This is a genomic window from Anaerobacillus sp. CMMVII (assembly GCF_025377685.1).
Classification (GTDB): Bacteria; Bacillota; Bacilli; order Bacillales; family Anaerobacillaceae; genus Anaerobacillus.
This window is the reverse complement of record NZ_JACEHK010000016.1, coordinates 72,670-90,658: the sequence shown is the minus strand read 5'-3', so window position 1 is coordinate 90,658 and position 17,989 is coordinate 72,670. Positions and strand designations below refer to the sequence as shown.

Here is a 17,989-nt window from a genome sequence, read left to right as displayed (position 1 = left end):
AATTATATCTCTATAGAATGTATTGGCTTAAATCTCTATTTTTTGCAATTGTCGCTAACTTCTCATCTACATATGTAGGTGTAATGACAATTTCCTCTAGTGTTATATCTGGAGCTTCGAAGGATAAGTCCTCTAAAAGTTTCTCTAGGATCGTATGAAGCCTTCTGGCACCTATATTTTCAGTATCTTGGTTTACTCCTGTTGCAATTTTTGCAATTCTTTTAATAGCATCGTCAGAAAATACTACTTGTATACCCTCTGTAGCAAGTAAAGCTTGATATTGTTTAATTAATGCATTATTCGGCTCCACTAATATCTTGACAAAATCAGCTTCAGTTAAGCTCGCCAGCTCGACTCGGATCGGAAAACGCCCTTGTAATTCTGGAATTAAATCAGAAGGTTTAGCCAAGTGAAACGCACCTGCAGCGATAAATAATACATGATCGGTTTTCACCGGTCCATATTTCGTAACAACCGTAGAACCCTCTACAATTGGTAAAATATCGCGTTGAACGCCTTCTCTCGATACATCAGCTGTAGACTGTTGACCTTTGCCAGCTACTTTATCAATCTCATCTATAAAGATTATTCCCAATTGTTCCGCACGTAAAACGGCTTCTTGGGACACCTCGTCCATATCGATAAGTTTTTGCGCCTCATCTTCTGTTAAAACTTTACGAGCTTCTCTAACCGTCAGCTTTCGCTTTTTCTTCTTTTTAGGCATCATGTTACCGAGCATATCTTGCATATTCATACCCATTTGCTCCATACCAGAACCTTGGAACATATCAAGAAAACCACCAGCTTGTTCTTCTACCTCTACAGTAACAAAATGATCTTCTAATTCTCCCAAAGCAAGTTGGTGTTCAATTCTACGCCTGCGATCACGGAGATTTTCTTCCTCATTGTTGTCTACCTGTTCTGAGGTTGTTTGATTTTGACCACCGAAAAGCATTTCAAACGGATTTTTATAAGCTGTTTCCTTCTTTTGCGAAGGAACTAACAGTTGCACAATCCGCTTATTTGCATTTTCTTCAGCTTTTCCTCTTACTTTTTTCATTCGATCTTCTTTAACAAGTCGAATTGATGTTTCAACCAAGTCACGAACCATTGATTCTACATCACGGCCTACGTAGCCAACTTCCGTAAACTTTGTAGCCTCAACCTTAATAAAAGGTGCCCCTACAAGCTTCGCTAATCTCCGGGCAATTTCCGTTTTACCAACACCCGTTGGCCCAATCATTAAAATATTCTTAGGTGTTACTTCATCGCGTAGTTTTTCATCCAATTTCCCGCGGCGATAACGATTACGAAGGGCTATGGCAACCGACCGCTTCGCTTTATCTTGGCCAACAATATATTGATCTAGCTTCTCTACAATTTGCCGAGGTGTTAAATGATTTTCCATACCATCGCTCCCTTTGTTCAGTTTTGAGGTTTGAATGTTGAGTTTGAGTTGATTGTAGAACTATTGCTTCGTTGAATAAGCAAAAAACACTCATAACTCATGACTCATAACTCATAACTTATTAAAGTTCTTCTAAGACAATGTTATTGTTCGTATATACACAAATTTCCGCAGCGGTTTGAAGGGCTGCCATTGCAATTTCAGATGCCTCAAGGTGTGTAGCGTGTTTTTTTAGGGCGCGACCAGCTGAAAGAGCATAGTTTCCACCAGAACCGATGGCTAAAACCCCATCGTCAGGCTCAATAACCTCTCCAGTGCCTGAGACAAGATAGATATGTTCTGAATTTGCCACGATTAACATTGCTTCAAGGCGACGAAGCACTTTATCACTGCGCCATTCTTTTGCTAACTCAACTGCTGCCCGCTGAAGATTGCCATTGTATTCATCTAATTTCGCTTCAAACTTTTCAAATAGAGTGAAAGCATCTGCAACTGAACCTGCGAAACCAGCCAAGACTTTGCCATTATATAGCTTACGTACTTTCCTTGCCGTATGTTTCATCACAACTGCATTTCCGAATGTAACTTGCCCATCACCTGACATCGCACATTTCCCTTTATGATGAATAGCAAAAATTGTTGTAGCATGAAATGAATGTTCCAATTTTAACCCTCCTTAATTAAGAAAAGCGCAAGGCGCCCGCCTATCGGCGACAAGCAAATGTTCTGTCAGATTAAAAGTGCGCACTTCTCTTTATGTCTAAGAAAAAGCGAACTCCTTTTTCCAAGGCAGATTATTTGACCTCGAGCCAAGTACTTCCTTGAGTCAGCTCCTTTGCGACGAGTAACCGCAGAAGCAGATGGCGCCTGAAGCTAGGCATCAAATACTAAAATGCATATACTTTCTTAATTTTCAAGAAAAGTACAAGTACAAACAACGTACTCTTTTCTCTAAAAATCAACTCGTTACAAGTCATCTAGTACCCGAATTAATGGTTTGTCTTTTTAACTAACACTAAAAACGCTTGAATTTCTAACTCTGTAAAAATCATGCTCTAGGGTGAAAGCTACTATACACCTGCTTTAAATGTTCCTTTTTTACATGTGTATAAATTTGAGTCGAAGAAAGATGAGAGTGACCTAACAACTCTTGCACACTACGCATATCTGCACCTTCATTGACTATGAGTTGCAAAGGTATGCGTTAGTACATGGGACTAATATGGACAGAAGTTGTAGTTATTTTCACTAGCTCTTCTAATATTCTCCTAACACCACTTCGCGATAACTTCGTACCACGGTAGTTTTAAAAAAGAGCATTTTCATCTTTATCCTGAATCCCATATAACAGTTTCTTTCTACCATTTATATACGTATGTATTGCATCGAGCGCATAGCTCCCAACTGGAATATTCCGCTCTATACGACCTTTACCTAATACCGATATCGTTCCGATTTGAAAATCTAGATCTTGCAGTCTGAGGTTACAGCACTCTGTACCTCGAATTCCAGTACCATACAACAATTCTAATAAGGCTTGATCCCGTTGACCTAAGGGAGTATTTATATCAGCAATAGTAAATAGCTACTGTAATTCATCTTTATACAAAAAAGTCGGTAATCTCGTTTCTTGTTTAGGAATAGTTGCAATCGCAAACGGATTTGCCGTACTAACTTCTTCACCCATTCAGAATTTGCAGAAAATTCTTAAACTAGAAATTTTCCGTGCAACCGTTTTTCTTTCCAATTCTAAAGCATACAACTCAGTTAAATAAAGCCTCACAAATACATAAGAAACAGCAGCGTAACTAGTTATGCTATGCTGCTTCATGAAAGATGAGAAATGCTCGATACCTTTTTTGTAATTGTAGACAGTATGGGTTGAATAATTTTTCTCCACCTGCAAAAAACGTATAAACGTTTCTATTTCCATTACCATATAGGACATATTGCTGTTCTCACCTCAACTAGAGCCTCTAAATAGTACCACAGTTTTAGGAGTGACGCAAGAGAATTTACAATTTTTTCACAAAATTCTGAATTGTGTCAATGGCGCGTGTAGCTAACAATTCATAACGCTCTTTTTTACTTTTAATACGTGGCTCAATCGGTGGTAACAATCCAAAGTTTGCATTCATCGGCTGAAAGTTTTTTTCGTTAGCAGTAGTAATATAATTAGCCATGCTGCCAAGAACCGTCTCTTCTGGAAATATGACTAACTCTTTCCCTTGAACATATCTTGCGGCATTTAATCCTGCTAAAAGACCCGCAGCTGCAGATTCTACATAACCTTCTACTCCAGTTATTTGTCCAGCGAAGAAAAGGTCCTCTCTACCTCGATATTGGTACGTTGGTAAGAGTAATTTAGGTGAATTTATAAAGGTGTTTCGATGCATAACTCCATACCGAACGATCTCAACCTGTTCAAGACCTGGAATTAACTGCAGAACTTCTTTTTGTGGTCCCCACTTTAAGTGAGTTTGAAATCCTACAATATTATACAGAGTTCCTGTTTGATTATCCTGTCGTAATTGAACAACTGCAAAAGGACGTTTTCCAGTTTTCGGGTCTTCTAGGCCTACAGGCTTCATTGGACCAAACAATAAAGTTTTCTTGCCCCTTTTTGCTAAAACTTCAATCGGCATACAGCCTTCGAAAAATATTTCTTTCTCGAATTCTTTTAATGGGACAGTTTCAGCGGAAATTAACGCCTCGTAAAAACGATCAAATTCTCCTTCAGTCATCGGACAATTTAAATAGGCAGCTTCGCCTTTGTCATAACGCGACTTTAAATATACCTTATCTCGATCAATACTATCAACTTCTAAAATTGGAGCCGCAGCATCATAAAAGTACAAATAATCTTGGCCCGTAAGTTCCTTTAGTTGTTGGGATAGTTTCTCAGAGGTTAGCGGTCCTGATGCGATTACCGTTGGACCCTCTGGAATTTCAGTTACTTCTTCCGTAATGACTTCAACTAAAGGGTGATTTTTCACTCGGTCAGTTACAGTAGCTGCAAATTCATGACGATCGACTGCCAAGGCCCCACCAGCCGGAACTGCACAATCGTCCGCAGAACCAATAATAACAGAATTTAACTGTCTCATTTCTTCTTTCAATACTCCTACCGCATTTGATAGGGCATTCGACCTCAATGAATTACTACAGACAAGTTCGGCAAATTTATCTGTATGGTGTGCAGGGGTTTGTTTCACCGGTCTCATTTCATATAGCTTCACTGGTATCCCTTGCTTAGCAATTTGCCAAGCAGCTTCACTTCCAGCTAAACCTGCACCAATAACATTTATTTTAATTTCAGTCAAAATAATTCCTCCAATAAGAAAACTGCGAAGCAAGTGCTGCTAACTCAGCACCTTGCTTCAAGACACTTTTCTAATTCAAAAAAGTTTTAATTTGTTTCTTCTTCGTAATCACATTTTGTACATTGTACGTTAACACCTTTTTTGGTTTTCTTCTCAACCAACATTTCATTACACTTTGGACATGGTCTAGCAATTGGCTTATCCCAAGAGATAAATTCACAGCTTGGATACCGATCACATCCGAAAAATGTTCGGCGTTTTTTACTTTTTCTCTCGACAATATTACCTTCGTTACAACTCGGACATTTCACGCCTATATCTTTGACTATAGCTTTTGTGTTGCGACAATCTGGAAAGTTAGAGCAGGCCATAAACTTGCCGTATCGTCCCATTTTATAGACCATTCCATGACCACAGTGCTCACAATCTTCCCCAGCAGGTTCATCTTTGATTTCGACTTCTTTCATTTCTTCTTCAGCTATTTTTAGATTTTTTTCAAATCCTTTATAAAAATGATCGATAATGCTGATCCATTTTGTCTGTCCTTCTTCAATAGCATCAAGATCACTTTCCATTTTTGCCGTAAATTCAACATCTAATATCTCCGGGAAAAATTCATTAATCAACTGAAGAACGATTTCACCTAATTCGGTTGGAATAAACCGTTTGTCCTCAAGGGCCACATAGCCACGGCGTTGGATCGTATCTAATGTTGGTGCAAATGTCGAAGGTCTACCTATTCCAAGCTCTTCTAGAGTTTTAACTAATCTAGCTTCGGTATAACGAGGAGGCGGCTGAGTAAAGTGTTGATTAGGCTCAATCGCTTCTTTTGAAACTGACATACCTTCCTCTAAATGTGGTAATAGACGATCTTCTTCTTTTTTTCCATCATCATTTCCTTCAATATATACTTTCATAAAACCAGGAAATTTAATTTTTGAACCTGTAGCTCTAAAAATAACACCATTGTTAATAATATCAACACTCATAGTATCCATAATAGCTGGTGCCATTTGACTAGCTAGTAAGCGTTCCCAGATAAGTTTATATAGACGTAGCTGGTCCCTACTCAAATAGTTCTTTAAAAATTTCGGGTCTTTAAAGATTGATGTTGGCCGGATAGCTTCATGAGCATCTTGAGATTTTTTATCTTTTTTTGCTTGCTTTTTATCAGTAGCAAGGTAATCTGCCCCGTAATGAGTTTGAATATATTCACTCGCTTCTTGCTGAGCGACTTCGGAAACTCTCGTTGAATCTGTTCTCATATATGTAATTAAACCAACAGTACCTTCTTTACCAATATCAATTCCTTCATAGAGTTGTTGGGCAATCATCATCGTTTTCTTTGCTCGAAAATTTAATTTTCTTGCAGCCTCTTGCTGTAACGAAGATGTCGTAAATGGCAATACCGGGTTTCGTTTTCTTTCTTTTTTCTTCACACTTTCAACGACATACGAATTCTGAAGTTTCCCTAAAATATTTTGAACGTCTTCTTCAGATTTCAATTCCGTCTTTTTGTCATCTACGCCATAAAACTTTGCTTCGAAGCTTTCTTTTTCAGTATTAAAGTTCGCGACAATTGACCAATATTCTTCTGGTATGAACGATTGTACTTCTCGCTCTCTGTCGATAATCATTTTGACGGCAACAGATTGAACCCTACCAGCACTTAAACCTTTTTTTACTTTCTTCCATAATAAAGGACTTATATTGTACCCAACGAGACGGTCAAGAACTCGTCTTGCTTGTTGTGCATCAACTAAATCCATGTTTATTGGTCTTGGGGTCTTAAAAGCATCTTTTATTGCTTGTTTTGTTATTTCGTTGAAAACTACTCGACAGTCTGATTTTTCATCAATTTTTAAACTGTGTGCTAAGTGCCAAGCAATTGCTTCTCCTTCGCGGTCAGGGTCAGCTGCTAAGTAAATTTTCTTAACTTTCTTTGCAGCTGCTTTTAAATCCTTCAAGATCGGCCCTTTGCCACGGATCGTAATATATTTAGGATGATAATTATCTTCAATATCTACACCCATTTGACTTTTCGGTAGATCAATGACATGTCCCATTGAAGCTTTAACAATGTATTTTTTCCCTAAATACTTTCCAATTGTTTTTGCTTTAGCGGGAGATTCAACGATCACTAAGTAATCTGCCATTTTATGTTTCCTCCCCCTTTAAGAGGTATTTTTAAAATCTTCCCTATTATTAACCACTATTTTGCTATTTGTCAAACAAAATTATGAATACTTCTCAAATTTACACTTTAAAAATTGGCAAAAACGTTCGTAATATCACTTTTTTCCAATTTTAGAAAAATTTTAATCATTTTAATTTTTTTACACATTTTACTGTTATTATACTCTGTTACAGTTCATTTAAAACATCATTACTACATTTTGTCAACTTTGCTCCTTGCTGTATTAACCAATGCGTTCCTTCTGTTTGTTCATCTAATATAGAACCAGGTACAGCAAATATTTCTCTTCCTTGTTGTAAGGCAAGGTCTGCAGTTATTAAAGAGCCACTTCTAGATTTCGCTTCAACAATTAAAGTACCCTTTGTTAGACCGCTAATAATTCGATTTCTCATTGGAAAGTTCCACTTTTGTGGTTGTCGATTTGGGGGAATTCAGAAATAAGCAAATGATCTTTTGCAATTTTTGAGGCTAGTTTTTGGTGACATTGGGGGTAAATATAATTAAAACCTGACCCTAATACAGCGATCGTTCGACCACCTTTTTCTATGGTAAGCATGTGCGCTCTCCCATCAATTCCGACAGCCAAGCCACTTACAATAATCCAATTTGCTTGTATTAATGGTGATAAAATTTTCTCTAAGCTTACTAGTCCATTACGAGATGGATCTCTCGTTCCAATAACACTAAGTTTATCTTGTTCTAAAAAAAGAGATAAATCGCCTTTACAATATAAAACCCATGGAGGATCATAGATTTGTTTCAATAAATATGGGTAGCATTTGTCGAAAATAGTAACTACTTCAATTTGATTCTTCCGATAATATTCAACAATATGTTCCAAACTTTTTAGATCTTCTAAAAAATGATCAATTTGATTGGATTTCATAGAGAAACGCTGCCTAAGTTCCTCTTTTTCTAAATTAATTACTTTCTTTAGTGTTGGATCAAATTCTAAGAATTTCTTTAGTAATACCCAGGTGACACCTCTACACCCATGTAATAGGATAAGTCTCTCTCTTTTATTCATCTTCATTTCTCCTTCGTCAGTATGAAGTATCCTAACAATTTCAGCAAAATAATATAGCCTTAATCCTAAAAAAAATAGACGACCCCCTTAGGAGCCGCCAATAATTATTACTTATGAGTGATACATTTTTCTAACAAGTTGTTTTCTACTAAAGCTGCTACTAATGTTTCGCCCATAACAGCAGGTGTTGGAGCTACTTTCACACCACAACTCTCAAGAGTTTTAATCTTTTCAGCTGCAGTCCCCTTACCTCCTGAAATTATCGCACCAGCATGCCCCATCCTTTTTCCTGGAGGTGCAGTTTGACCACCAATAAAGCCTACAACAGGCTTTTTCATATTAGCTTTAATCCATTCAGCAGCTTCTTCTTCAGCTGTTCCGCCGATTTCACCAATCATAATTACAGCGTACGTATCTTCATCTTCATTAAATAAATTTAATACATCAATAAAGTTCGTGCCATTCACTGGGTCTCCACCAATACCAACAGCAGTTGATTGACCAATTCCTCTAGTTGATAACTGATGAACCGCTTCGTATGTTAGCGTCCCTGAACGAGAAACAACACCTACGTGTCCTTTTTTATGAATGTAACCAGGCATAATACCAATTTTACATTCTTCAGGAGTAATTACTCCAGGACAGTTTGGTCCAATTAAGCGTGTTTCCTTACCTTCCATATAACGCTTAACCTTTACCATATCTAACACTGGAATACCTTCAGTGATACAAATAACTAAGTCTAAATTTGCATCTACAGCCTCCATAATTGCGTCAGCGGCAAATGCTGGCGGTACATAAACAACAGATGCATTTGCACCAGTAGCTTTTACAGCATCTTCGACTGTATTAAACACTGGAATTCCTTCGATTTCAGTTCCACCTTTACCTGGTGTAACACCACCGACAATATTTGTTCCGTACTCTACTGCCTGTTTTGTATGAAAAAGTCCTGTTGCTCCTGTAATTCCTTGTACGATTACTTTTGTATCTTTATTTATTAGGATACTCATATTCTTCTCCCGCCCTTCTATTTCACTAGAGATACGATCTTTTCTGCCCCATCAGCCATCGAATCAGCAGAAGTAATATTTAATCCAGATTCATCTAAAATTTTCTTTCCTAATTCAACATTTGTGCCTTCAAGACGAACTACTAATGGCAAGCTTAAGCCTACTTGCTTCGTTGCTTCAACTACACCTTCAGCAATTACATCACATTTCATAATTCCGCCAAAATATTAACGAAGATTCCTTTAACATTTTCATCAGAAAGAATGATTTTGAATGCTTCTGTAACTTTCTCAGCAGTAGCACCGCCCCCTACATCAAGGAAGTTAGCCGGATCACCACTGTAATGCTTAATGATGTCCATCGTAGCCATAGCAAGACCTGCACCATTAACCATACAGCCGATATTACCTTCTAAAGAGATGTAACTTAAGTCATATTTTGATGCTTCGATTTCTTTAGCATCCTCTTCATCTAAATCGCGATATTCGACAATATCCTTATGTCGATAAAGCGCATTTGAATCAAAATTAAACTTTGCATCTAATGCCATGACACGGCCGTCACCTGTTGTAACTAATGGATTAATTTCTGCAATTGAACAATCTTTATCAACAAATACAGTATAAAGACCCATCATAAACTTTACAGCTTGACCAACTAGTTCTTTAGGGATATTTATATTAAAAGCTAATCTTCTTGCTTGGAACCCTTGTAATCCTACAACCGGATCTACTACTTCTTTAAATATCTTCTCAGGTGTTTTTTCAGCAACTTCCTCAATTTCAGTTCCACCTTCTTCAGAAGCCATCATTACAACACGAGAAGTAGCACGGTCTAGCACTAATCCTATGTAATACTCTTTTTTAATGTCACAGCCTTCTTCGATAAGTAAACGCTTAACTTCTTTACCTTGAGGACCTGTTTGGTGAGTAACTAACGTTTTACCTAAAATTTCGCTAGCGTATGTACGTACCTCATCAAGACCTTTGGCAACCTTAACTCCACCTGCTTTTCCTCTTCCACCTGCATGGATTTGTGCCTTTACAACAGTAACATTTGAACCAAGCTCTTTAGCAGCTTCAACTGCTTCATCAACTGTAAATGCAACTTTCCCGTTTGGTACGCTTACACCGTACTTTCGCAGGATTTCTTTACCTTGATACTCGTGGATATTCATCGTCCATCCTCCTATCAAATGCAATTCATAATAGTGTTTCTCATCGACTAAACGCTCAGTTGGTATGAGAAACAAATAATCTAATTATACTTAGATTACTCACAACTTATTTTATTCAACACTACTATCAAAAAATCCTTTACTTTTTTGAAAAGTTACGAAAATTTTAATAAAATAGCATTGCAATTTTATTATACATTAGAAATTAGTAGTGTGCACTAATTAACTATCCGTTCAACTTGTTTTTGTTTTAACTTCTTTTCGTGAACCTTACTCCTGCAATTACTCGTGGCACTAAATTAATTGTTGCTTTTAATTAATAATATCGATTGTTAACCAATGCATTTCTTGATTTACATGGAAAGTTAGAGTTTCTAACAATTTATTTTAGAATTATAAGTTTACGAAACAAAAAAGCAGATTTGGTGCTATCTGCTTTTTTATGACTACTTTTGCGATCAACTTTTTATCGATCACTTATTTTTATCTTTCTTTTCTGTGTCTCTTTTAATGTTTCCATAACTAACATTCATCGTTGGATGCATAAACATTTGATAGGGATGTTCTTTTTTTGTGCTTACTTCCTCACAATCGCCATTTTCCCAGAAATTCAACTGTTCTAATGGGGAGTTCTCTTCTTGAGCCCAATGATCCCCTGACATAATTGCTGGATCCAACTCAACACTCCAATTATCGAGAGGAGTGGGTGGGTTTGGATTGAAGTTTCTTTCTTTTTTCACTCTCTTCACCCTCTTTACTAGCTTTTTGACTTTTTCCAATTGCTGTGATGATTTCTTTTTCAACTACCGGACGCGCGATTCCAAACTCTTCGGCAATTTCCTCACTTGAAAAGTGGTGTAAGTAATGTTGCAAGTGAAATATCTCCATAGAAAAAACACCTCTTTCGATGAACTACTACATTTTAGGTATAGCATTCCCAAAGTGCATAGTTTTACGATTGGTGTTTGTATTTTTTCAACTATTTTATTCATGATGTTTATCAACCCGGTAAATAAAAGCAAAAATTTCAGCAACAACTTCATACAATTCTTGAGGAATGGCTTCATTGATTTCTAATTGACTTAGTAGTCCTACAAGACTAGCGTCTTGTTGAATAGGAATGTTATGTTGAAGGGCTTCTTTAATTAGCTCCTCAGCTATAAAGCCTTTTCCTTTGGCCAAAACCTTTGGAGCACGGTCAATGGTAGACGTATATGACAGTGCCACTGCATGCTTCTTTTTAGACTCTTCCTTCATATTCGGATATCAACTCCTTGATATTGTCGATGTGGTTGATATAAGCGGTTTACTGGCGATACTGGATTGCTTTTATTATTGTTTTTTTGGCTTTGTTTAGGTTGGGTCCACTTTAGTGAAGAAATCTGATAATTCAGCTTGGTTAATGATTTTTTTAAGTAAGGTAGGAAGACATTAATTAAAGCTTCAGGTTTATCAAACTCATTATAAATTTGCAGAGATACAATCCGTTTTTGAATCTGCACATCAATGACAGTATCTTTTATTTTCCTAAGATGTAAATAGAATAATATTCGACAATGATCAGGATTGAACTTCCCATCTTGTTCTTTCTTTCCTTCCCATTGAATGGTTAAATCTGTAGTCTCGCCGAATAATTTTAATGGTATCATTACTGACTGATGTACCATCGGACCTTCTTGGTTAATCGACAGCAATTGCTGTCCTGTAATTTGATTTATAATAGCTTCAATTTTACTTTCAATACTTGATGGTAACTGTATTTGTTGTGATTTAATTAAGAGAGCCTTTAGTTGTGTCAAAAAGGTTTCGCTATTTTGATCTTTAAATAAGAAGAATTGCCTAGCATTACGTTCATGCTGAAAACCAATCTGTTGAATAATAGAAGTAAGTTGTTTTCCTACCGTTTCTTCTTGTTGAAAAACAGAACTCAGCAAGGATTTATCTCCTTTTGCGTTAAACAATGAGAGCAGCTGTTGCAATGTCCGTTCTCCATCTTCGTTCTTTTCTAGTACTACTTTTGTAAGTAAATCGTCGATTTTACCATTAGTTAGTTGTAATAAGATTTGTTCTCTTACTAGTATAGGCCAAATTTGCTTTAAATGAGCTTCGTCAGTTTTTGTTATCGTCTCCTTAAATTGAGCTACTACTTCTTTTGGAGATTGCTGTTCAATAATTCCTAATTTTTGAAGCAATAACCGCGCCTCTTCGGATTGAACTGCTTTGGTATCGTCTTTTATATACGTCCTTAATAAATCGAGAATGATATGTTGATCTACCTTAATATTTCCCTTTGTCGTAATGGTCTCAAGTACTTGCTGAACCTGAACTAATAACGGTTCTTTTATTTTTTCTGACTTTAGTAAGTACAAAAGCTCATCCAAATGAGCTGCAAATCCTTGACCAATTGACATACTATGCAATGCCTTAGTAGTTGCAGGTGTAATAGGTAAATTTTTCTTAACAAGAAGACGTAATATGGATAAGCCTTGTTCATCAGCCATACCAACACTTTGTAACATTTCAGCTCCACGCACAACCTGATCCCTAGTAAAAGGAAGATCCGCCTGTACTAAGGATTTTACTACTCGCTCATTTAGTTTTGAATTTAGGCTTAGTTGCTGGGGGATTTTATCATCTCCTACACCATCACCAAAAACCTTTAGGACAGGTAGCCCTTCTTTAGGTTGCACTTGAAACCAATAGCGACTTCCGGCAATTAACGAAGCTTCTAATTTTGCAGTTAAAGTCACGCCTCTCAATCTTATAGAAGCTAATTGACCTGGATATATCTTTACAATTTCACCGTTGATGAACTGCCCTGGTCTAAGTAATAATGATTTTTGATGAAATGGATCCAATCCCTTAAGCAAGGTATTCACATAATTCGTTTGGAACAAAACCATACCACCACCTTAGATATTTTACTTTTGATAGTGTTAATAACTAATAAGATTATAGCTGTTTCATTTAGATCAATGGTTTATCAAACCGGGACTGGTTTCTTAGAATAATCGATTAGTAATACTGCGTTCACGAATAGGAGCAAATGATTTACGGTGTTCAGACAATAGTCCAAACTCATCAATGGCTGCTAAATGCTCTTTAGTCCCATAGCCCATATGATTCTCAAACCCATATTGAGGGTATTGTTGACCGAGCTTTTCCATATAGTGATCTCTAGTTACTTTTGCAATGATCGAACTAGCCGCAATTGAGACACTCTTACTGTCGCCTTTGATAATCGATGTTTGGGTGTAGTTAGTTGGTAGCTTCATCGCATCAATTAGTAAATGCTCAGGTGGGATATTAAGTTCGTCAAGCGCTTTTAACATCGCTAGCTTAGTAGCTTCATAAATATTAATTCGATCTATTTCTTCTGCAGGCACCACACCGATACCGATAGAAATAGCTTCTGAATAGATAACTTCATAAAACTCTTCACGATTCTTTTTTGAAACTTTTTTAGAATCAGTAAGACCCATTAAACGAAACTTCTCCGGTAAGATAACCGCCGCAGCGATGACTGGCCCCGCTAAGGGTCCTCTTCCTACCTCATCTATGCCTGCTATGTAGCGAAGTCCCTGTTCCCATGCTTTTCGCTCATAATATAGCATTTCTTCGAATTGTGTCTCTAGTTGCTCCTGCTTCTCTTTTTGAGATAACCATTTAGAAAACGCTTTTTGAACTCCTTTTCTATCATCACTTTTTATTGTGAACAAGAGGTCCTCTGAAACTTCTTCATTCATTTTAAGGATGTTTTCAACTTCTTTAATAGACAATTTCAATTCTTCCACTACCTATTCTATAAAAATTTAATACAATCGTTTTGGATTTTAATTAGGTTAAAAAGCAACAAGTTTTTGTGCGACGAGTAATCGCAGGAGCAATGTTTTAGTAAAGAGCCTTGAGAAAACAGTCTTTCTAAAAAATATTCTCTTTGCTTATTGGGGCGTAACAAAGAATGCTTGGCTTTAAACGACTATCTCTAATTATACTAAAAAGCGAAAATAAAGAAAGGTACGCTTTTTCATGCGTACCTTCCTTTATGGTTTTTCTAGTGAAATTTTACCGATTTTACATGATCTGAATTCGCGAAGAATTAATTCTGCAGCTTTATCGTAATCAATATAGCCTCCGCTCATTAATAACCCACGATTTCTCCCAATAGCATCGAATAATTCAATCACATCTTCATTGATTTCTGTTAACTTAAATCGGTCCATTAAATACTTTGGATATTCTTCCTTTAAGTATTTTAGCAAGAAGACAGCAACATCCTGAAAATCCAAAATTTCATCTTTTATTGCGCCAGTAGCTGCTAACCGGAAACCAACGACTTGATCCTCAAACTTTGGCCAAAGAATCCCAGGAGTGTCCAATAACTCTAGTTCGCTACCAACCTTAATCCACTGTTGTTTTTTTGTAATTCCTGGTCTATCACCAGTTTTGGCAATCTTCTTTTTAGCTAAACGATTGATTAAGGTTGACTTACCCACATTGGGAATACCCAAAATTAACGCACGAATCGCCCTAGGTTTCATTCCCTTTGCTTTGAGCTTTTCTAATAAATCAACAGCAAGCTCTTTAGCGATAATCGGGATTTTTTCTGTACCTTTACCAGTTTGGGAATCAATCGAAATGACTTTAAATCCTTGGCCGATAAAATAACGACTCCACTGCTCTGTAATAACAGGATCTGCTAAATCTGCTTTATTGAGCAAGATAAGACGTGGTTTATGACTGACTAACTCATCTATCATCGGGTTTCTTGATGAGAGAGGTACTCTTGCATCAACTAATTCAAATACTACGTCAATTTGTTTTAGTTTTTCAGTTACTTCACGACGGGCTTTGGCCATATGACCAGGAAACCATTGTATCGTCGTCATCACTACACCTACTTTGCTATTCTAATTTCAGAAAAGGGCCAGAACACAACATTAGCGCTTCCTACAACACGATCGTACGGGATAAAACCAATATGCCGACTATCTTTACTATGCTGTCTATTATCCCCTAAGACAAATACGTGCCCTTCTGGAACGAATTCATGCCCAGTATAGTCTTTTAATGAAAAGTCCCCAGTAAATGGCAAGCTATAGGCACTTTTTTTATAGTCATCTAGATAAGGTTCCTCAACAAGTTCACCATTTATGTATAACATGTCATTTTCATAATAAATTGAATCCCCAGGTAAGCCAATCACCCGTTTAATATAATCTTTTTCCTCAGTTGCGTGAAAGACAACAATATCGAAACGATCAGGTTTACCTATTGTATAACCAATTTTATTGACAATTAAACGATCATTATTTTGTAACGTCGGCATCATTGACTGGCCATCTACAACAATGGGAGCAAATAAAAAATATCGTATAACAAACGCAAGAAATAGCGCAATAAAAACGGCTTTTAACCATTCCCAAGACTCACTTTTAACACTAGACATGTTTCTATCCCCCAGTACATCTATGTTATAATAATGCTCTTTTCATAACCTTTGTTGCTTTACAATAATCAAAAATAATAAAGATACACTAAAGACCCTTAAATGTTTCAAGACTGATACAAAACAGCCTAATATCGTTTTTCTTGTTGAAAAAAGGAGCTTGAAAATCAAGCTCCTTTTTTACTAACAATTGATTATCGAATTTCTTTAATACGGGCCGCTTTTCCACGAAGTGCGCGTAAGTAGTACAATTTAGCACGACGTACTTTACCACGACGCATAACTTCGATCTTATCGATCTTCGGCGAGTGTAATGGGAATGTACGTTCAACACCTACACCATAAGATACCTTACGTGCAGTGAAAGTTTCACTAATACCTGAACCACGACGCTTAATCACGACTCCTTCATACACCTGAATACGCTCGCGAGTTCCCTCAACAACCTTTACGTGTACACGTACAGTGTCTCCAGGACGGAAAGCTGGGATATCAGATCTTAATTGCGCTTTAGTTACTTCTTGAATAATGTTGTTCATCGTATCGTTCCCTCCTTCCCTAACAGATGCTCATTCCAATTTTTTTGCAGCGGAACATCTTGATACTGGCATAAGCCACAAGGAATATAATAACACAAGCATCTGGCAGTTACAAGGAGAGAATTATATTTTTTTATAAATTCCCTTTAAATGCTTCTAACCATTCTTTTTCACGTTTAGAAAGTTTTCGCCCTTCAAGCAAATCTGGTCTACGTTCTAAAGTCCGCTTTATCGCTTCCTGGTGTCGCCATTCCTCAATATTTTTATGATGACCTGAAAGCAATACTTCGGGGACTTTTAAGCCTCGAAAATCAACAGGTCTCGTATAATGAGGATATTCTAATAAACCTGTACTAAAAGAATCTGTTACAGCTGAAGTTTCATTTCCAAGTACACCTGTTAATAGTCGTGTGACACTATCGATAATCACCATAGCGCCTAATTCGCCACCTGTTAAAACATAGTCGCCAATAGATACTTCATCAGTGACCAAATGCTGCCGAATTCTTTCATCATAACCTTCATAGTGACCACAAATAAAAATTAGTTGTTCAGCTTGAGCAAATTCCTCTGCTTTTTTTTGGGTATATCGCTCACCTTGAGGACACAACAAAATAATCCGCCGCTGATTAGAGGTACTTTCTTTCGTAAGGTCTTCAATTGCATCAAAAATAGGTTGAGGTGTTAATACCATCCCACCACCACCACCATAAGGATAATCATCTACTCGGTTATGCTTGTCCTCAGAGTACTGACGAAAATCAACAACATTGTAAGAAACAAGGTTTTTTTCTTCCGCTTTTTTTAATATTGAATTCCCAAGCACACCCGTAAACATTTCTGGAAATAATGTAAGGACATCATAACGCATACTTATTCAAGTCCATCCATGAGGTGAATAACAACCTTCTTTTCTCTTACGTCTACTTGTTTAACGACTTGCTCTATGTAAGGAAATAGGAGATCTTTTCCGCCATTTTTTCGCTGCACAACCCAGACATCCTTTGCACCAGTTGCAAGAATTTCTTTCACTTTCCCTAACTCTTCGCCATCTTCAGTTACTACATTACATCCAATAATTTCATGATAATAGAACTCTTCGTCCTCTAATTCTGAAAGTTGATTTTCGGTTACTTGTAATGTCCCACCCTTATATGCGACTACATCATTAATATTAGGGTGGTTTTCAAAAGTTAGTAAGTCAAAGTTTTTATGTTGTCGATGACTGGCAACCTTTAATTGACGCCTGTCCTGTAAATCTTTGTGTTCTAGATAAAGAACTGAACCAACTGCAAATCTTTCATCAGCAAAATCAGTACTTGAAATAACGCGTACTTCCCCTCTAACCCCGTGCGTATTTACAATCTTTCCTACATTAAAATATTTTGTCATTAGTCTTACCTCCTTCACGAATTTCAGCTACAAGACCGTCTTTAATAATAATCTCGGTACCCTCCATGAATACATTCCAATCGTCACCAACGTTCAACTCATGCAAAGTATCGATCGTTTGTTCCTTGATTTCTGTACCAATTTCTAATTCTTCAAGTTGACCAATTTGAAAATCAATAATCTTAACTTTATCATTCCGCTCTTTTATTTCTTTATTAAACGAAGACTTAAGGGCATTCTGGTATTCATAGTTGTTTTTACTTGCTTTAAGCTTTTTATGTAATTGGAATTCTAATTGCTTTATCTCTTTTCCACTTGTTTTTTTTGTTTCACGAAATCTCCCAATACCAATTGTTTACGATTTTCTGTGAGTACTTGCTTAACAACTACTTTTTTTATAACCTTCATCATGCACCCCGTTCTGTATTAAGTTAAGTGGAACGATACCCTACACGATTTTACCA

The 17,989-nt window shown here is 36.9% G+C and carries 16 protein-coding genes and 3 pseudogenes; all 19 read right to left on the bottom strand.

Annotation, left to right across the window (positions count from 1 at the left end; all coding sequences use genetic code 11):
- Positions 1 to 10: 10 nt before the first annotated feature.
- Positions 11 to 1,408 carry an ATP-dependent protease ATPase subunit HslU gene (gene hslU / locus H1D32_RS20565; RefSeq protein ID WP_261180085.1) on the bottom strand — a complete coding sequence of 466 codons (1,398 nt, stop codon included), beginning with the start codon at positions 1,406 to 1,408 and terminating at the stop codon, positions 11 to 13.
- 121 nt (positions 1,409 to 1,529) lie between these two features.
- Positions 1,530 to 2,072, bottom strand: a complete 543-nt coding sequence (gene hslV, locus H1D32_RS20560) for an ATP-dependent protease subunit HslV (RefSeq protein WP_261180084.1) — start codon at positions 2,070 to 2,072, stop codon at positions 1,530 to 1,532.
- Positions 2,073 to 2,456: 384 nt separating this feature from the next.
- Positions 2,457 to 3,356, bottom strand: a pseudogene (locus H1D32_RS20555) (tyrosine-type recombinase/integrase).
- A 67-nt stretch (positions 3,357 to 3,423) separates the two neighbouring features.
- Positions 3,424 to 4,731: an FADH(2)-oxidizing methylenetetrahydrofolate--tRNA-(uracil(54)-C(5))-methyltransferase TrmFO gene (gene trmFO / locus H1D32_RS20550; protein WP_261180083.1), complete on the bottom strand. Its 1,308-nt coding sequence runs from the start codon at positions 4,729 to 4,731 to the stop codon at positions 3,424 to 3,426.
- 86 nt (positions 4,732 to 4,817) lie between these two features.
- Positions 4,818 to 6,887: a type I DNA topoisomerase gene (gene topA / locus H1D32_RS20545; RefSeq protein ID WP_261180082.1), complete on the bottom strand. Its 2,070-nt coding sequence runs from the start codon at positions 6,885 to 6,887 to the stop codon at positions 4,818 to 4,820.
- 208 nt (positions 6,888 to 7,095) lie between these two features.
- Positions 7,096 to 7,814 (bottom strand): annotated as a pseudogene (gene dprA, locus H1D32_RS20540) (DNA-processing protein DprA).
- A gap of 248 nt (positions 7,815 to 8,062) precedes the next feature.
- Positions 8,063 to 8,968, bottom strand: coding sequence for a succinate--CoA ligase subunit alpha (gene sucD, locus H1D32_RS20535; RefSeq protein ID WP_261180081.1), 906 nt, complete (start codon positions 8,966 to 8,968; stop codon positions 8,063 to 8,065).
- Positions 8,969 to 8,985: 17 nt separating this feature from the next.
- A pseudogene (gene sucC, locus H1D32_RS20530) lies at positions 8,986 to 10,145 on the bottom strand (ADP-forming succinate--CoA ligase subunit beta).
- Between the two features lie 473 nt (positions 10,146 to 10,618).
- Positions 10,619 to 10,822, bottom strand: a complete 204-nt coding sequence (locus H1D32_RS20525; RefSeq protein WP_261180080.1) for a hypothetical protein — start codon at positions 10,820 to 10,822, stop codon at positions 10,619 to 10,621.
- A gap of 13 nt (positions 10,823 to 10,835) precedes the next feature.
- Complete coding sequence (locus H1D32_RS20520) at positions 10,836 to 11,033, bottom strand: hypothetical protein (protein ID WP_261180079.1); 198 nt, start codon at positions 11,031 to 11,033, stop codon at positions 10,836 to 10,838.
- Between the two features lie 96 nt (positions 11,034 to 11,129).
- Positions 11,130 to 11,402 carry an EscU/YscU/HrcU family type III secretion system export apparatus switch protein gene (locus H1D32_RS20515; RefSeq protein ID WP_261180078.1) on the bottom strand — a complete coding sequence of 91 codons (273 nt, stop codon included), beginning with the start codon at positions 11,400 to 11,402 and terminating at the stop codon, positions 11,130 to 11,132.
- Complete coding sequence (locus H1D32_RS20510) at positions 11,399 to 13,042, bottom strand: hypothetical protein (protein ID WP_261180077.1); 1,644 nt, start codon at positions 13,040 to 13,042, stop codon at positions 11,399 to 11,401. Before H1D32_RS20510 ends, H1D32_RS20515 begins: the two co-directional genes overlap by 4 nt.
- A gap of 105 nt (positions 13,043 to 13,147) precedes the next feature.
- Positions 13,148 to 13,930, bottom strand: coding sequence for a ribonuclease HII (locus H1D32_RS20505; RefSeq protein WP_261180076.1), 783 nt, complete (start codon positions 13,928 to 13,930; stop codon positions 13,148 to 13,150).
- 258 nt (positions 13,931 to 14,188) lie between these two features.
- Positions 14,189 to 15,034, bottom strand: coding sequence for a ribosome biogenesis GTPase YlqF (gene ylqF / locus H1D32_RS20500; protein ID WP_261180075.1), 846 nt, complete (start codon positions 15,032 to 15,034; stop codon positions 14,189 to 14,191).
- Positions 15,035 to 15,042: 8 nt separating this feature from the next.
- On the bottom strand, positions 15,043 to 15,594 hold the full coding sequence (lepB, locus tag H1D32_RS20495; RefSeq protein ID WP_261180074.1) for a signal peptidase I: 552 nt from the start codon (positions 15,592 to 15,594) through the stop codon (positions 15,043 to 15,045).
- 194 nt (positions 15,595 to 15,788) lie between these two features.
- Entirely contained in the window at positions 15,789 to 16,133 is a 345-nt protein-coding gene (rplS, locus tag H1D32_RS20490) for a 50S ribosomal protein L19 (protein ID WP_261180073.1), read from the bottom strand.
- A 133-nt stretch (positions 16,134 to 16,266) separates the two neighbouring features.
- Entirely contained in the window at positions 16,267 to 17,004 is a 738-nt protein-coding gene (gene trmD / locus H1D32_RS20485) for a tRNA (guanosine(37)-N1)-methyltransferase TrmD (RefSeq protein WP_261180072.1), read from the bottom strand.
- Between the two features lie 2 nt (positions 17,005 to 17,006).
- Positions 17,007 to 17,525, bottom strand: coding sequence for a ribosome maturation factor RimM (gene rimM, locus H1D32_RS20480; protein WP_261180071.1), 519 nt, complete (start codon positions 17,523 to 17,525; stop codon positions 17,007 to 17,009).
- On the bottom strand, positions 17,509 to 17,829 hold the full coding sequence (locus H1D32_RS20475; RefSeq protein WP_261180248.1) for a YlqD family protein: 321 nt from the start codon (positions 17,827 to 17,829) through the stop codon (positions 17,509 to 17,511). The genes rimM and H1D32_RS20475 overlap by 17 nt, the downstream gene beginning before the upstream one ends.
- Between the last annotated feature and the right edge of the window lie 160 nt (positions 17,830 to 17,989).

Bases quoted from the DNA above. Each gene is read 5' to 3' on its own strand.
- hslU (WP_261180085.1), bottom strand. From the start codon at position 1,408: ATGGAAAATCATTTAACACCTCGGCAAATTGTAGAGAAGCTAGATCAA.
- topA (WP_261180082.1), bottom strand. From the start codon at position 6,887: ATGGCAGATTACTTAGTGATCGTTGAATCTCCCGCTAAAGCAAAAACA.
- sucD (WP_261180081.1), bottom strand. From the start codon at position 8,968: ATGAGTATCCTAATAAATAAAGATACAAAAGTAATCGTACAAGGAATT.
- H1D32_RS20520 (WP_261180079.1), bottom strand. From the start codon at position 11,033: ATGGAGATATTTCACTTGCAACATTACTTACACCACTTTTCAAGTGAG.
- H1D32_RS20515 (WP_261180078.1), bottom strand. From the start codon at position 11,402: ATGAAGGAAGAGTCTAAAAAGAAGCATGCAGTGGCACTGTCATATACG.
- ylqF (WP_261180075.1), bottom strand. From the start codon at position 15,034: ATGACGACGATACAATGGTTTCCTGGTCATATGGCCAAAGCCCGTCGT.
- lepB (WP_261180074.1), bottom strand. From the start codon at position 15,594: ATGTCTAGTGTTAAAAGTGAGTCTTGGGAATGGTTAAAAGCCGTTTTT.
- rplS (WP_261180073.1), bottom strand. From the start codon at position 16,133: ATGAACAACATTATTCAAGAAGTAACTAAAGCGCAATTAAGATCTGAT.
- trmD (WP_261180072.1), bottom strand. From the start codon at position 17,004: ATGCGTTATGATGTCCTTACATTATTTCCAGAAATGTTTACGGGTGTG.
- rimM (WP_261180071.1), bottom strand. From the start codon at position 17,525: ATGACAAAATATTTTAATGTAGGAAAGATTGTAAATACGCACGGGGTT.